The sequence below is a fragment of the Corynebacterium sp. UMB0012 genome, from assembly GCF_030216265.1.
Lineage (GTDB): Bacteria > Actinomycetota > Actinomycetes > Mycobacteriales > Mycobacteriaceae > Corynebacterium.
Genome location: NZ_JASOKQ010000012.1, coordinates 37,495 through 52,318 on the forward strand (window position 1 = coordinate 37,495; position 14,824 = coordinate 52,318).

Genomic DNA, 14,824 nt, shown 5'->3' on the forward strand with positions numbered 1-14,824 from the left:
TTATTGTGGCAGACGCACGGCAGCAGTAAAGCCGTGGCGCTGCGCGAGATAGCGCACGACACAATCAAGCGCGTCCAGCTCCTCGCGGGTGCCGGTAAGCACCTGGTGGCAACCGATACCGCTGCCTGCGTTGGCACAGGCGCTCCCGCCTTGGGCAAGCGCCGCTACGGAAAGCCCATCCCGGAACCAACGAGTGCACCACTGAGCGGTCAGTGGGTCATCGCCCGGAATGATAAATTCCGACTCGGTACGGATGCACCGATCCATGGCGTGTTCAATCTCCGAGCGCAGCGTGCGCGGCATCCCGGAAATCTTGAGCACACCGGTGACCACGGTGGCGCCACCGTTGACGGAGGGCCACGTGGAGGTGGAGGCCGGCTGTTCAACCGGCGCAGGGTTAACGCACGTATTCATAGCCGATTCTCCCTCGACATAGATCACCACCGCACGAGGCCTGCCGGCCCGGCGCGATGCAAGACGAGCTTCGTCTTCCCCAACGAACTGTCTGATGCGTCTGCTTATAATTTTCCTGCGTCACACCCCTCCCTACAACCCTCAACTTTCACTTCAACCCCCGTTCGCTAAACCTCAACCCTAGGTACAGACTGGGGCTAAAGTTGCAGGTGAAACCAGTGTTACAAATGTGAAATTTGGAGTTTACTGAGAAAATCCTTGCCTTTCACTGCGGCAGGAAACAGAAGCCCTGCTCACACACCAGAAAGAGCAACTAGGATCTCACGCAACCGCCGCCCGTGTGCTCACGCCGGTCTCCCGCGCCGGATGGCGACATTTCGCACGAAATTCCCCGACTTCTCCCCGCCCCACGGGGGAGCCTTCCACCACTCCAATCCCCCAGTGGAAGGCGCTCGTTCCGCCGAAGCGGGCAGATTATAAAGAGTTCCAGATGGCGGTATTCGTATCGTGCCAGAGCGGCTTGCACCACTCACCAAAGTCGCGGTTGGTGAGCGCGACCATGGCATAGTCGCCGGCGACCCATAGGTAGGTGCCGGACATGCCGAAGTGACCGACGGCGTCGGCAGGCAGGGCGCCCATCCAGTGATCCTTATCGCCGTGGATTTCAAAGCCTAAGCCCCAGGTGCAGTCTTTGAAGCTGCCGTAGCCCGGAACGATGCCGCGCAATCCGCCGAAGTGCACGCGGCGCATATCGGCCACGGTGGAAGGGTGCAGGAGTTGTGGATTCTGGACTTCCGCAGCAAAGGCCGCGAGGTCCTCCACTGTGGAGACCAACCCATGGCCGGCCGAACCTTCGAGCCGGGTGGAATTCATACCCAGCGGGGCCAGTATGCCTTCGCGCAGGTACCCGTCAAAGTCCATGCCCGTAGCTTCGGCCACGGTATCCGCGGCCCACTCATAACCGGCCGAGGAATAGATGCGGCGCTCGCCCACCGGCTTTTGTGGCTCCCGGGAATCAAAGGAAATGCCAGAGGCGTGTGCAAGCAGATGCTCCAGCGTGGAGCCCTCTGGGCCGGCGGGCTGCTCTAGCTCAACGGCTCCTTCTTCCACGGCCAGCATCACGCCGTAGGCTGCGACCAGCTTGGTTACCGATGCCACCGGAAACTCGTGGGCGGTTTCCCCCACCGATTCTTGCACCTCGCCGCGGTGCAGCAAGGCTCCGGCCACCGTATCCGCGGGCCACTGGCTAATTTGGCTAAATTCACTCATACTCTCTAGCCTACTGAGCCGCATTCGAAAGGACTGGACCGCTTTGGGCGCACCTTTTCGAGCCGGTCACCCCTTTGGCTTACTGGACCCGCACACCTTAGGTCCAAGGTGATCGGGCCGATCTGAGCGAATGGACCCCTCAATTCAGCCCTAAAGGCCTCAAATCAGCCCGATCAGAATGGACCTAAGCCACAGAAGCCGGCGAAAGCCCCTCGAAACCGCCCAACCGCCAGACGCGGCAGGACCGCAGGAGGCCGCCCAAGTAAACCACCGGTTAAAACAACAAGAACATTTTATGGAATCGGGCAGGAAACGGTTGCACACCCATTAGACATGAGAAAACTTTCAACCATGTCTAATAATTCTAAGAACACGGGCAGCGCAGTTAACCGCCGCCGCTTCCTGCAATCCACCGGTACCGCCGGTGCCGCCATCGCTTTGTCCGGTGCAGCCGCCAACGCACAAAGCAGCCTCTCGCCGCGCGTGGAGCAGCACATGGTGGAGCCGAAGCTGGGCGAGCGGCCCTTCCTCCACGGCGTGGCCTCGGGCGACCCGATTCCGGACTCGGTCATCTTGTGGACCCGCGTGACCCCGGATGCCGATGCCATGCCGGGATCCGGGCTGGGCGAGGCCACCCGGGTGGAGTGGGAAATTGCCAAGGATGAGGGGTTTGGGGACGTCGTCAAGCGGGGCGAAGTGACCACCGATGCCAACCAGGACCACACCGTGCACGTGGATCCACATGGCCTGGAGCCGGAGACCGTGTACTTCTTCCGCTTTAAGGCGCAGGATAAGTACTCGCCCGTCGGCCGCACCAAGACCGCCCCGGCGCTGAGCGCCTCCCCGGAAGAGCTCACCTTTGGCGTGGCTAGCTGCGCCAACTGGGAGTCCGGCTTCTTCAATGCCTATGGCGATATTGCCCAGCGCGGCCGCGCGGACCAGCTGGATTACATGATTTTCTTGGGCGACTATATCTACGAGTACCCGCAGCGCGAATACGCCGGCTATGGCCCGGTGCGCCTGCACCACCCGGCGCACGAGATTATCTCGCTGGAGGATTACCGCATCCGCTTCGGACGCTACCGCACCGATGAGAACCTGCAGGCCGCACACGGCGCGTTGCCGTGGGTTGTGGTGTGGGATGACCACGAGGTGGCCAACGATAACTGGCGCGAGGGCGCCGAGAACCACACCGAAGGCCAGGAAGGAGCCTTCCTGGACCGCCGCAAGGCCGCGATGCAGGCCTACTTTGAGTGGATGCCGGTGCGCGCAACCAACCCATCCGAGCAGGGCCACCTTTACCGCAGCCTGACCTTCGGTGATCTGGTGGAGCTGACCATGATGGACCTGCGCACCTACCGCGATGAGCAGGTGCGCTTTGGCCCGCGCAAGATGGCCGCTGAAGGCCGCACGATGCTCGGCTCTGAGCAGTACAACTGGCTGCTCAATAAGATCGAGACCTCTTCTGCCAAGTGGAATATGCTGGGCAATTCCGTCATGTTCTCCCCCATGAACCTGGCTACCCTGCAACAAGATGAGAAGACCAAGCCGGTTTCTTCCTCGCTGTCTTCCAATATCACCGGCATTCCGGTCAACGGCGACCAGTGGGATGGCTACTCTGCAGAGCGCCGCTTGCTTATCGACGCCCTCTCAAAGCACGATTCCCACACCCTCTTTGTCACCGGCGATATCCACTCCGAGTGGGCGCATAATATCAGCAAGGATGGCCGCATCTTCGGCGCCGAGATGGTCTGCGCCTCCGTGTCTGCGCCGAACGTTAACGAGCAGCTGAAGCTGCCGGAGGGCAATGAGCTGTCCAAGCTGGCCGAGCGCTACTTGATGGGCGCCAACCCGCACACCCGCCACGTGGATCTGGACCACCACGGCTACAGCTTTGTCACCGTGCGCCCGGATTCGGCGGAAATGCACTGGTTGCGCGTGGATAACCTGCTCACCGCCAAGTCCCCGGTGCGCGAGGCCGTGACCATGACCTGGCGCCCGGGTGAGGGCTACAGCAAATAGTTGTAAGTTCTGTCACATGACAGGTACTCGGTGTTAACGAACGAGTAGTACACCTTCGATAGGCACAGTGAAAGACCCTCTCTGGGGAATTTCACTACCTATCACTCGCCCGCCTGTCGGGCCCCCTTTGGTGCCGCGGATTCTTCCCTAGTCCGCGGCATACTCATAGTCGATGTAGCCGCGCTCGCCGCCCAGGTAGAACGTATCCTGGTCCGGCTCGTTAAGCTCGAGGCCCTCGCGCCAGCGGCGCACCAGGTCCGGGTTGGCGATGAGCTGGCGGCCCACCACTGCGGCGTCCACGTAATCCAGCTCGATTTCGCGCTGGGCATCCTCCTTGGAGGTAATCGTGGGGAAGCCATCATTCATGAGCACCTTGGTCACGCCGTTTGCGCGTGCCTTCTGCGCCAGCGTGGCGATGAGCTCGCTGTCCGGTTCGCCGTGCAGCAAGGACACATAAGCCAGGTTCAGCGGTGCCAGGGCATCGAGCAGACCGCCGTAGGTGGCCAGCATGTCTTCTTGGTCATCCTCGATGACGCCCTGCACATTGTGTGCCGGGGAGAAACGCACGCCCACGCGGTCGGCACCGATTTCCTCCGCCACGGCACGGATGACCATCTCTGGCAGACGCCAGCGATTTTCCGGGCTGCCGCCAAATCCATCCTCGCGCTTATTGGCAGACGGCGCCATGAACTCGTGCAGCAGGTAGCCGTTGGCGCCGTGGATCTCCACGCCGTCAACACCAGCATCAATAGCCCGGCGCGCGCCCTGGCGGAATTCGTCCACGATGCGCGGCAGCTCTTCCTTCTTCAGCTCGCGCGGCACCGGCGCATCCATCTTGCCGGCGAAGCCACGCACGGTTCCGCCCCAGTCAAAGGCGCTCGGCGCCTCCGGGTTCGCACCATCAATCAGGTCTGGGTGGCTCGTGCGGCCGCCGTGCATGATCTGCATGAACAGGGTGCCGCCTTCCTCGTGCACGCGGTCTGCGACGGCGCGCCAGCCTTCTGCCTGCTCGTCGGTCGCAATGCCCGCCTGGCCCGGGAATGCGCGGTTGGTCCACGCCGGGAAGGTTCCCTCCGTAACCACCAGACCAGCCGTGGCACGCTGCGAGTAGTACTTCTGGTGCAGCTCGGTAGGTACACCGCTTTCGCCTGCACGCTGGCGGGTCAGCGCCGCCATGGTGACGCGGTTATTTAGCTTGAAACGGCCAAGTTCCAGTGGTCCGAAAAGTGAAGTCATGCCCAGTGCAACACGCAGCCGGGCTGCACTATTTCACCACTGTCAAAAGGATAATGACACCAGCGTGTATGCCAGCTTTACCTCGCCCAATAATGAGCGCTGGACGGACCGGCTTACTGTAGAAGCCTTACTAGCGCGGCTCTGCCGGGATCTCTTGGCCGGTGCTGCCGGCGGTTCCGGACGCTTGGGTGCCATCGCCAGCGTCGCTTCCGGCAGTGGGCGCAGTGCCGGCCCCGTTGCCGGAATCGGTCCCGCCGTTGGCGGCGCTCGGGGCGGGCGAGGCATTACCTGTAGCACCAGTTTCCTGGCCACCGCCACCACCGCTGCCGGCAGGCGAATCGGTCGCGCCAGCGCCATCAGAGCCTTGCGGGTTAGCGGTCTCCGTGGCAGCAGAGCTGTCTTCTGTCGGCTCGGACTGCGTGCCGGTCTCGGTGGTTTCGGGGGTGGGGTTGGTGGAGGGGGCGTCGGAAAGCTGCGAGGAAGAGGCCTCCGCGCCGCTATCGCGCCAATGCTCGGGCGAAAGCCAGCCCGCGTCCGCGTTTTCGGGATTGCTCGAGGCCAGGGCCAAGGCACCGACGACGAGCAGAGCCAGGATGAGGCCCGTGGTAGAGGCGCGGACACGGCCGCCAATGGTCGCTATCTTTTGGAACTTGGTATTGGTCTCCAGCGCGCGCCAGATGCCTTGAGTGGGCTCAGGCTCTTTTTCGTCATCATCCGGCAGCGCGGGCTTTCCGGGGCCATCGCTATCTGGGCCATCCACCTCGGACGACTGGTGTTCCGGCTGGGAATCAGGGTGCGAGCCCTCCCCTGCCGCGGAGGCATCCTTGACGGACTCTTGTGCCGCAGCATTGTCGCCTGCCGGAAGAAGCGGGCGCTGGAATTCGTCCAAGTCGGCCACGTTGTAGTGATCCCAGAACTCGGAAAGCAGCGCGGAGCGAATGGCGCGCTCCACCGCCCACTGGCGGGCGGGGTTTACGGTAACCAATACGCGGTAGGTCACGTGCCACGACTGTCCGGCGGCCTGCGGGGCCACCAGCTGGGTGGCCGGCAGAACCTCGAGTTCGCCATTGACGTCCACGGCGATGGACGGTTCCTGGATGGCTTGCTTGGAAATCGTGCGCACCCGGCGCGTGATTTCTGGCAGGGTCTCGCCTTCTTGTACCGGCACATCAAAGTTGACCACGGCGCGCGACCATTCCTGAGAATAGTTGGTGACCGCGCCGGCCGAGCTATTGGGCACGGTGACCAGCTCGCCGGTAGGCGTGCGCACCTTGGTGGTGCGCAGGGTCAGCATCACCACGGTGCCTTCCACGTCGGTCACGCCATCGAAACTGACGTAATCGCCCACGCCAAATTGCTTTTCCGAAAGGATGAAGAAGCCGGAGAGAAAGTCCGCAATGATGGACTGGGCGCCAAAGCCCACGGCGGCCGAGACTATCGTCGCCGGCACCGCCGCACCTACCGCTGGCACGCCGAGATTGGTCAGCGCGGCCCAGATGATGAGGAAGTACGCTGCTGCCTGCACGATGTAGACCAGCGCACCGGTCAGCGCCAAGCGCGCCTTGGTAGCTTCTTCCTCTTCATCAAGGCGGCGCTCCATGATGCGGATGGCCAGCCTGCCGATGCGCGGGATCAAAATGCCTATCAGCAATAGCGCGATAAGCGGCAAGCCGTGGTCAACAAAGAGGCTCCACAGCTCGTAGAAGTAATACTTCAGATTCATGCCTCTAGATTAAGCCGCGTGCCTGAAAACTAGATGCCAGTTGACTGCCAGCAACCATGCAAACCCCGCCCCTTCCGGCGCGCACCCCCTATGCCCTGCGCAAACTCCTGCGGGCCTCGCCCGGCTTGGCTACTGTGTGGGGCATGAAGAAATCATTCCTTATCCCCTTCTTTTCCCTCGCCCTCTTTACCACCGGCTGCGGCGGCAGCGATGACACCGCCACCACCATTTCCACGGTGAAGGAGACCGTGACGGAAACGGCCTCTGAGACGAGCTCTACAGAATCCAGCACCGAGGAAACATCCACAGAAGAAACGACCACGGAAGTAGCAACTACCGAGGCCGCGCAGCACGCCGAACCGCAAGCGGAAAATCAGGAAGCCGTGCAACCGGCTACCGAAAACCAACAGCAGGCAAACACCGCGCAGTACCAATGCGCGGACGGCACCTGGGTGGAGTTCGCCGCGTTGTGCAAGGAATCAAATGCTCAACCACCAGTACAAGCGCCGAATGGCCCAAGTGCGGAGTGTCCGGCCTACCTGTGCGGCTATGGCAACGATGCCAATGGCAACCGGAATAAGAGCTCAGGCGAAATCCAGACCCAACACGGCTGCGAGCAAGGCTATATAACGGACCCGCAGCTTTGCGGTGCGGTTGGGCGCTAAGCCTCCACCCTAAGCCGCCGCACTAAAGAACCGCGGCCTAGTCGCGGGAGTTATAACGCTTCATAAGGCGGTCAATGAGCTCATCGGTCAGCTTGTCATCTTCCAAGATGGTATCCAGCAGGCGCTGGGATTCCTCGTGGGAGGCCTGCTCTTCCGCCTCATAGGAGTCACCGCTCAGGTCCACACCGAAGTCGGTGTTCTCAGTCTCCGCAGTCTGGGCGCTGAGCTGATCGACGTCCGATTCAAACGACTCCATAAACTCGCTGGCCTCCGCGGCAGCCTCCTTGCGGCGTTTGCCAGAGCGCACTTCCTTTTCGATGCGGCGCTGCAGTGCGGCCTCCATCTGGCGGTGGCGCCACGAGCGCACGCGGTGCGGCTCCAAGCGGCGGCCTACTGCACGGCTTTTATTTTCGGCTTTCTTGGCCAACACTTTAACCTGTGCGGCGGTGTCATTAATAGGTGCCCAGTCTTGGTAGGCCGGCACCCGCCAACCGGCCCAAATACCCAGCAGCGCCAAGAAGATGGAGACCAGCGGACCGATAATCATGCCTACGGCCATCATGTCATAGTGGTGGCCCACCAAGACGATGATTGCGCAGGCCACGGCCGGGATGACCGTCGGCTGGTTATCGCCAAAGACGCTAGGCTCGCGCCCCATGACGATGTCACGAATCATGGATCCGCCCGTGGCGGTAAACACGCCCATCATGATGCACGGGATTAGCGGCAGCCCATAGGTAATGGCCTTCACAGCGCCGGTGGCAGCCCAGAGGCCGGACACGACGGCGTCGCCATGCGCTTGCAGATAATCCCAGGTCTTGCCCTTGAAGTAGACAAAGCGGGCGATAAGCGCACCGGCAAAGGCCAGATAAAGGTACTCCGGCTGGCTCATGGCCGCCACGGTGCCGCGGTTAATGAGGACGTCGCGCACCATGCCGCCGCCCAGGGAAGAAAACATCGCAATGAAGAAAAAGCCGATGATGTCGTAGCCACGCTTGCGCGCCATAGTGCCGCCGATGATTCCCATCAGCAGCACGCCGCTGATATCGGACCAGCGGTAGAGAGATTCAATGAGTGGATCCACTTCAACCATATGGCTATTAGACTTCACCGCCCGCCACCTCGCAATTAGCACACCCATATGCGCAGCCAGGCACGAGAAAAGGCGCCGGCCTTGCTTGCCGACGCCTCCCTCTCACCGTGGGGCCACCGGGGCTCGAACCCGGGACCAACGGATTATGAGTCCGTAGCTCTAACCGACTGAGCTATAGCCCCGCGCGGATAACGCACCACTAGGGCGAAGATCCGCTCTCAAAAGAGTAGCCAATGCGGGGCTAAAGACCAATTTTCCCCCTACCTTTTTGAGTATTTGTACGTTTCCTACCCCCTGAGGGTAGAAATTATTTATGCGCAAACTACTCTCTTCTCTCGTTCTCGCCTCTGCACTCACGCTTACTTCCTGCTCAGGTAGCGGAAGTGACAACCCAAAGGCAAGCGACTCCAATAATTCCTCATCCGGTGCACAGGCTGATGCGAAGTCCGCAATTGGAACGTGGAAGCAAGAGGACAGCGCATCTGAAGATGGCTGGATGGAAGCCAGCATCACCGATGACGTCATCACCATCGAATGGGTCATGGACAACGGCGAAAATCGCATGATCTATTGGATCGGCACCTTTGACGCTCAAGCCGCTGCATCCGGTGAGACCGTTAGCTCAAACCGCGATACCGTTGCCACCGCCTCTGAGTGGATGGCCGCTTCTTCCAATAAGAAAGATTTCTCTATCGATGACGACTCCTTAACTTTCAAGGTCGCGATTGAAGATAAGGAATTCACCACGCACATGAAAAAGGTGAAGGATGATCCGACAACCGTTAAAGAGCTAAAGAGCACAGATTTCAGCCAATCCTTCAAAGACGGAGTCCTGGATGTTCCAGCCGCCAAGTTCGAAATTACCGATCACCGTGTTGTTCAACCCGGTGAGCCCGGTAACGAAATAGGTGAAAAGCCACTTCTCGTCTTTAACTATGACGTAACGAATAAAACGGATGAAACCCTAACCACCACTGACTTCGTCGTGTACTTCACCGCCATTCAAGACAATGATCCGAATAAGGTAAACGAGCTCGACCTCGGTTCCTATTTTGATCCTGAAACTTCCGATACTCAGCTTGAACAGATTAAAAAGGGAGGAACTGTCGCCGGAACAATAGCCTACGAGCTCGATGATTTAACCACACCTGTGGACCTTGTCGCGTCTAAGTCCTTCAGCCAAGACGAAATCGGCCGCCAAACTTTCGAGCTCGATTAACTGCCCGTACTCAACGCGAGTAACTCTCCCGTTCTGGCTACTGCAGAAGCCGAAGCCCGCTGAAATACAAGGCCTGAAGTGAGATCGAACCATTTTCGCGCCCCGGCTCTGTCTGGCCGCACATGGCCGCTCCTTACTCTGCAGCAAACTCAGCAGTTCCCACAGCCCGATGGAGTGCCCTAGGGCTGTTCCAACCCTTCCCTATGCAAACGTTACCCCTGCTTTTACCTCCGGTTTCTCCACAGCATAGAATCATCAGTGACATTCACCCCGATGTCACTATTTCTGTGATGGGAGATACATATGGCGACACTAGATTCCCTTTTAGTGCCCGGCGCGGTGGAGCTCCACGGCGCCGCAGATAACTGGAGGCAGGCCATCCGGCTCGCGGGCTCGCTGCTGGAAGAAGCAGGCACAATCACCGCGGACTACACCGAGGCAATGGTGCACTCCGTGGAAGAAACGGGCCCCTACATTGTGGTTGCTCCTGGCTTCGCATTCGCGCACGCGCGGCCGTCGGAGGCGGTGAAGGAAACCTCCCTGTCGTGGGTACGGCTGGATAGCCCGGTGGAATTCGGCCATGACTCTAACGATCCCGTCGACCTAGTCGTAGCTTTTGCCGCGCGCAATGACTCCGAGCATCTGCAGGCGATGAAGCAGCTAGCAAAGTTGCTTGCTACCAAGCGTGATGAGCTCAATCGCGTGGACTCTGAAGAGGAGCTCCGTGCGGTTCTTACTGCACACACGCAAAACAAAAAGCAGCCGGCGGCCAGGCCGCAGGCAACATCAGAGCCCCAAGAAGCAAAGGACACGGCCGCAGATTCTGTCGCGTCCAAGGGAAAGATCCTCACGGTGTGCGGCAACGGCCTAGGAACGTCGTTGTTCCTTAAGAACACGCTAGAGCAGGTCCTCGATGAATGGGGCTGGGGACCGTACCTGAATGTAGAAGCCACGGACACCATCTCCGCCAAGGGTCGTGCGAGCGAGGCAGATTTCCTGCTCACCTCCGGCGAAATCGCAGCAACGCTTGGCGACGTCGGCGTTCCCGTCTACGTCATTCAAGACTTCACCTCTATGTCTGAAATCGATGGGGCTCTGCGCGAGCTCTATGACATCTAAGGAGCATCCTCATGGATTTTCTTCTTGCTATAGCAAACTTCCTCGTCAATGAGATTCTCTCCGTCCCAGCATTCCTCATCGGTATCATTACCGCGGTCGGCTTGGCCGCGATGGGACGCGGCACCGGCAAAACCATTGGCGGCGCCATCAAGGCCACGCTTGGCTTCTTGCTCATTGGTGCCGGCGCCGGTCTCGTCACCGATTCACTGGAGCCGCTCGGCGCCATGATTACGGGTGCTACCGGCGCGCAAGGCGTGGTCCCGACGAATGAGGCAATCGTAGGCATCGCACAAGACCAGTTCGGCAGCCAGGTCGCCTGGATTATGATCCTCGGCTTTGTGGTCTCCCTCCTGCTCGCCCGCTTCACGCCCATGAGCTACGTATTCCTCACCGGCCACCACGTCCTCTTCATGGCCACGCTCCTCACCATGGTGCTTGCCCCTGCCGGGTACTCGTCCTGGGTCGTCATCGCCTTTGGCGCGGCTCTGCTCGGCATCCTTATGGTCTCGCTGCCGGCTATCGCCCACCCATTTACCCGCCGCATTACCGGCGATGACTCCGTTGCCATCGGGCATTTCGGCACTGTGGGATACTTGGCTGCGGGCGGCGTCGGCAAGCTGGTGGGCGGCAAGGGAAAGAAGATGTCGCCCTCTACTGAAGACCTGAAGCTACCGGAAGGCCTGCGCTTCTTGCGCGATTCTATGGTGGCAACCGCGCTGTCTATGGCGCTGATGTACGTGGTGCTGGCTGTGCTGTTCATTGCCCGCGCCGGTTCTGAAGAAGCCTTTACCGCCTTCCCTGATGGCGCCACCAACGTTGGCAATTTCTTGATGCAGTCCGTCACCCAGGGTCTTCAGTTCGGCGTGGCTGTGGCCGTTATCCTCTTTGGCGTGCGCACCATTTTGGGCGAGCTCGTGCCCGCATTCCAGGGCATCGCGGCCAAGGTCGTGCCCGGCGCGATTCCCGCACTGGATGCGCCCATCGTCTTCCCTTATGCCCAGAATGCAGTACTCATCGGCTTCATCTCTTCCTTCGTGGGCGGACTGGTGGGCCTTGCCGTGCTTTCCACCTGGCTCAACCCGGCCTTTGGCGTTGCCCTGATTCTGCCGGGGCTCGTGCCGCACTTCTTTACCGGCGGCGCGGCTGGCGTTTACGGCAATGCCACCGGTGGTCGCCGCGGCGCGGCACTCGGCGCCTTTGTCAACGGACTCATCATTACCTTCCTGCCGGCGTTCCTCCTCAGTGTCCTGGGTTCCTTCGGCTCCGCGAACACCACTTTCGGCGATGCCGACTTTGGCTGGCTTGGCCTGCTGCTGGGCTGGTCCATCCACGCCGATGGCGCTCTGGGGCTTTTCTTTATTGCCCTTATCGCGCTGGCTATCTTGGCGTTGGGCTGGGTATGCCAGCGCACGCTTGTCGACGCCCACTGGGACCCCTCCCCTCACCGCCCTTCCCCTACCAGCACCGCCGGTACCACCGAGGGCGCAACCGCGGCTGCCACTTCTTCCGGCACCGCCAAGAAGTATCCCAAGGTGCTACCGCCCGAGGGCGCGCCGGTTCCACCCGCCCGCATCGAGCAGTAACCCCGCACCACATCCCAAAGGGCGCTACAGTATCCCCTATGCAGCGCCCTTCCTTATTCCCCGTAGCGTCCATCCTTCTCGCCGCTGGCCTCACCATCAGCGCCTGCGGCTCCGGCTCCGATTCCGATAGCAACTCCGCGCCGGCGAATGAGCCGGCCTTTTCCACCGCACAGGACAATAACTCCGCCGCGGACGAAGCCGAAGAAGAATCCGGCCCGGAGAAGGACACGAAGCAACCCCGCACCGAAACGGTCACCAAACAGGCCGAACCGGAGCAGCCCGCACCGCAGGCCGGCGGCAACCACAACATCAACGCGGGCCAGATTGGCGGCTACTGCGGGACGTCCTCGTCAGGCGATTCCATCGACGCCGGCGATGCGACCTCCTGCGAATTCGCCGCCGCGGTCTTCGATGCCGCGATGCAGGCTAGCTACACCATGCGTTCGAAAGATCCCACGGTGACGGCGGTATACCACGCAGATATCACCGCCAGCAGCCCGGTGACCAAGCAGTCCTATAACCTGGATTGCCACATAGGCAGCGACCAACGGAATCTCACCTGCGAAAAGGCCGGCGATAGAACGGTGCGCGCCTCATTTGAAACCGCGGACAGGAGCGTGTGGACCAAGCGCGTGGCCACCACGAACTAAGCCCCCAATGTTCAACCGTTGCTAGTAAGGTGAAAAACTGTCAATAAACGCATGCGTCCGCTCTCACACGTTGGCATTTCGGCCGTTGAGTCGACGGTTCAGGTAGACCACGAAATCCACCGGAAAACAAAACTCGCTCATCGGTCCGCAAGAATTTCAAGGGCGCCTTTCCAGCGTTCTGCTGAAGATCGCAATCGCTGATACAGCTCGGCGTCAGTAAGCTGCTGCACGGAAAGTAACGGCCGCGCCGGTCCCTCAGCGCCACGCGCTTCCTGCAATGCGTAGAATTTTTTCATTTCTAGCTGCGAAATCGGTTCGTTGGTTTTCGCCTCAGGTTTTATCTGCCCGTGCGCAACGATCCACGGACGCTCGGAGAGCGTAAGCTCAATTAGCTCACTTGAAGTCTTGTTCCCGTAAAAGGCGATCACGGCCCCAATGATCCGCTCTTCGTCATCCCCTATTGTCCGGACATCAGCTCCTGGTAGCTCTGTAGAAGTTTTCTCGGATCGCAGATACTTATTTTCGCGATAAAGGTCAGGCTCGACCGGACCGTCAATCCACGCCTGAAATTCATTCGATACAAGTGGCCGTCCGTACCAGCCCAAACTCCAGGCGTGGCAGTAGTAGGTAAGCTTTCCTAGCTTACAAGCATCAACCCACCCTAATTTGTTGTAAATGACTTGTGCGACATCCACTGCTGTAGGCACGGCCCCTCCTCTCGCGGTGTTGGAGTGACTATTGCATCCGTACGCCTCAAACCTTACCGCTAGTATTTTTCTTCAGCCCGAAAAATAGAAGTTCATCTGACTAGAACTTCAACAAATTCATTTCTCCAGTTCAAGCCCAAACCAACACAAGTATCCACGCCTATGACTGTAGTTGTGTATTCAGCACAAGCTTCCCAGCTAGCCGTCGGACTCAGGTTTCCGTCTCGGCCCAGCACCGCACCACAACCCACCAGAATGCCGGCAACGCTCATAAATCCACCTCTACCCCATCGCCACCTGCGGCACTACCAGAGTCACCATCGGCATCGTCGAAGACTAGCGTTCTTGCGTACAATCGGCGGACGTACAAAGACCCAATAGAAAAGGAGTCATCATGGACGCCGTTTACACCACCGAAGCACTCTCCACCGGAGCAGGCCGCGACGGCCGCTCTGTAGTCAAGGATTCCGATCTGGATTTCACCATGACCGCCCCAAAGGAGATGGGCGGCAGCGGTGAGGGCGCTAACCCGGAGCAGCTCTTCGCTGCCGGTTACGCCGCTTGCTACCACTCCGCCCTGAAGGCAGTGGCCAAGGACAAGGGCGTAGACGTGGAGAACTCCACCGTCGGCGCTCGCGTCTCCCTGGGCAAGAACGACGAGGGCTTCTACCTCGGCGTGGACCTCGAGGTCACCATCCCAGGCGTTGAGGACGACAAGGCACAGGAGCTTGCCGACGCCGCCCACCAGATGTGCCCTTACTCCAAGGCCACCCGCGGCAACATCGAAGTCAACGTTGGTGTTGCACAGGACTAATTCCTAGTCCTCTCCCCCAGCCCACGCCGCGCTACTTTCAGCGCCGCGTGGGTCTTTTTATGCCTTACGCGACCTCTCAGATTGGTATTCTGCTCTGGAAGATGGCTCGGCGCGGCGGCCAGTCCAGAACTTTATTGATAAAAACGTGCCGTTTCATCAATAAGCCCGCCGTAGGGTGGAGCTAAATTATAAAAAGGCGCGTTTTTAACAAATAGAAAGAACCTCGATGGCACACTCTTATCACTCTTTAAAGTCTATTTTCCATCAGTCTTCACACGGACAATCCTCCGTCGACGAGGCTCACGCTCTT

13 protein-coding genes and 1 tRNA gene are annotated in these 14,824 nt (G+C 59.9%); 7 read left to right on the top strand and 7 right to left on the bottom strand.

Annotation, left to right across the window (positions count from 1 at the left end; translation table 11 throughout):
- Window positions 1–414: a hypothetical protein gene (locus QP324_RS07300; protein ID WP_239274625.1), complete on the bottom strand. Its 414-nt coding sequence runs from the start codon at window positions 412–414 to the stop codon at window positions 1–3.
- A gap of 474 nt (window positions 415–888) precedes the next feature.
- On the bottom strand, window positions 889–1,683 hold the full coding sequence (locus tag QP324_RS07305) for a serine hydrolase (RefSeq protein ID WP_284815321.1): 795 nt from the start codon (window positions 1,681–1,683) through the stop codon (window positions 889–891).
- Window positions 1,684–2,034: 351 nt separating this feature from the next.
- On the opposite strand from QP324_RS07305, the gene QP324_RS07310 reads away from it, so the two are divergent.
- On the top strand, window positions 2,035–3,705 hold the full coding sequence (locus tag QP324_RS07310; RefSeq protein WP_284815323.1) for an alkaline phosphatase: 1,671 nt from the start codon (window positions 2,035–2,037) through the stop codon (window positions 3,703–3,705).
- Between the two features lie 147 nt (window positions 3,706–3,852).
- Here QP324_RS07310 and QP324_RS07315 read toward each other — a convergent pair whose 3' ends face one another.
- Together QP324_RS07315 and QP324_RS07320 are read right to left on the bottom strand one after the other, a co-directional pair.
- Window positions 3,853–4,941 carry an alkene reductase gene (locus QP324_RS07315; protein WP_284815324.1) on the bottom strand — a complete coding sequence of 363 codons (1,089 nt, stop codon included), beginning with the start codon at window positions 4,939–4,941 and terminating at the stop codon, window positions 3,853–3,855.
- A 130-nt stretch (window positions 4,942–5,071) separates the two neighbouring features.
- A complete protein-coding gene (locus QP324_RS07320; protein WP_284815326.1) occupies window positions 5,072–6,664 on the bottom strand; it encodes a mechanosensitive ion channel family protein in 1,593 nt (530 codons plus the stop codon).
- A gap of 143 nt (window positions 6,665–6,807) precedes the next feature.
- Between QP324_RS07320 and QP324_RS07325 the strand changes: the two genes are divergently transcribed.
- A complete protein-coding gene (locus QP324_RS07325) occupies window positions 6,808–7,329 on the top strand; it encodes a hypothetical protein (protein ID WP_284815327.1) in 522 nt (173 codons plus the stop codon).
- 37 nt (window positions 7,330–7,366) lie between these two features.
- Here QP324_RS07325 and QP324_RS07330 read toward each other — a convergent pair whose 3' ends face one another.
- Entirely contained in the window at window positions 7,367–8,422 is a 1,056-nt protein-coding gene (locus QP324_RS07330; protein ID WP_284815329.1) for a TRIC cation channel family protein, read from the bottom strand.
- Between the two features lie 108 nt (window positions 8,423–8,530).
- Window positions 8,531–8,604 (bottom strand) — tRNA-Ile (locus QP324_RS07335).
- A gap of 131 nt (window positions 8,605–8,735) precedes the next feature.
- Between QP324_RS07335 and QP324_RS07340 the strand changes: the two genes are divergently transcribed.
- The 4 genes from QP324_RS07340 (at window position 8,736) to QP324_RS07355 (ending at window position 12,993) form a co-directional block, all read left to right on the top strand.
- On the top strand, window positions 8,736–9,641 hold the full coding sequence (locus QP324_RS07340; RefSeq protein ID WP_284815331.1) for a DUF5067 domain-containing protein: 906 nt from the start codon (window positions 8,736–8,738) through the stop codon (window positions 9,639–9,641).
- Between the two features lie 303 nt (window positions 9,642–9,944).
- A complete protein-coding gene (locus QP324_RS07345; RefSeq protein ID WP_284815334.1) occupies window positions 9,945–10,760 on the top strand; it encodes a PTS sugar transporter subunit IIA in 816 nt (271 codons plus the stop codon).
- An 11-nt stretch (window positions 10,761–10,771) separates the two neighbouring features.
- On the top strand, window positions 10,772–12,343 hold the full coding sequence (locus QP324_RS07350; protein WP_284815336.1) for a PTS ascorbate transporter subunit IIC: 1,572 nt from the start codon (window positions 10,772–10,774) through the stop codon (window positions 12,341–12,343).
- A gap of 38 nt (window positions 12,344–12,381) precedes the next feature.
- Window positions 12,382–12,993 carry a hypothetical protein gene (locus QP324_RS07355; RefSeq protein WP_284815338.1) on the top strand — a complete coding sequence of 204 codons (612 nt, stop codon included), beginning with the start codon at window positions 12,382–12,384 and terminating at the stop codon, window positions 12,991–12,993.
- A 137-nt stretch (window positions 12,994–13,130) separates the two neighbouring features.
- Here QP324_RS07355 and QP324_RS07360 read toward each other — a convergent pair whose 3' ends face one another.
- A complete protein-coding gene (locus QP324_RS07360) occupies window positions 13,131–13,700 on the bottom strand; it encodes a Panacea domain-containing protein (protein WP_284815340.1) in 570 nt (189 codons plus the stop codon).
- A 394-nt stretch (window positions 13,701–14,094) separates the two neighbouring features.
- On the opposite strand from QP324_RS07360, the gene QP324_RS07365 reads away from it, so the two are divergent.
- Entirely contained in the window at window positions 14,095–14,514 is a 420-nt protein-coding gene (locus tag QP324_RS07365) for an organic hydroperoxide resistance protein (protein ID WP_005328206.1), read from the top strand.
- Window positions 14,515–14,824: the final 310 nt, after the last annotated feature.

What these genes read in the sequence shown, in the direction of transcription:
- QP324_RS07320 (WP_284815326.1), bottom strand. Translation starts at nt 6,664, where the DNA reads ATGAATCTGAAGTATTACTTCTACGAGCTGTGGAGCCTCTTTGTTGAC.
- QP324_RS07345 (WP_284815334.1), top strand. Translation starts at nt 9,945, where the DNA reads ATGGCGACACTAGATTCCCTTTTAGTGCCCGGCGCGGTGGAGCTCCAC.
- QP324_RS07315 (WP_284815324.1), bottom strand. Translation starts at nt 4,941, where the DNA reads ATGACTTCACTTTTCGGACCACTGGAACTTGGCCGTTTCAAGCTAAAT.
- QP324_RS07300 (WP_239274625.1), bottom strand. Translation starts at nt 414, where the DNA reads ATGAATACGTGCGTTAACCCTGCGCCGGTTGAACAGCCGGCCTCCACC.
- QP324_RS07350 (WP_284815336.1), top strand. Translation starts at nt 10,772, where the DNA reads ATGGATTTTCTTCTTGCTATAGCAAACTTCCTCGTCAATGAGATTCTC.
- QP324_RS07365 (WP_005328206.1), top strand. Translation starts at nt 14,095, where the DNA reads ATGGACGCCGTTTACACCACCGAAGCACTCTCCACCGGAGCAGGCCGC.
- QP324_RS07355 (WP_284815338.1), top strand. Translation starts at nt 12,382, where the DNA reads ATGCAGCGCCCTTCCTTATTCCCCGTAGCGTCCATCCTTCTCGCCGCT.
- QP324_RS07310 (WP_284815323.1), top strand. Translation starts at nt 2,035, where the DNA reads ATGTCTAATAATTCTAAGAACACGGGCAGCGCAGTTAACCGCCGCCGC.
- QP324_RS07340 (WP_284815331.1), top strand. Translation starts at nt 8,736, where the DNA reads ATGCGCAAACTACTCTCTTCTCTCGTTCTCGCCTCTGCACTCACGCTT.
- QP324_RS07305 (WP_284815321.1), bottom strand. Translation starts at nt 1,683, where the DNA reads ATGAGTGAATTTAGCCAAATTAGCCAGTGGCCCGCGGATACGGTGGCC.
- QP324_RS07325 (WP_284815327.1), top strand. Translation starts at nt 6,808, where the DNA reads ATGAAGAAATCATTCCTTATCCCCTTCTTTTCCCTCGCCCTCTTTACC.
- QP324_RS07330 (WP_284815329.1), bottom strand. Translation starts at nt 8,422, where the DNA reads ATGGTTGAAGTGGATCCACTCATTGAATCTCTCTACCGCTGGTCCGAT.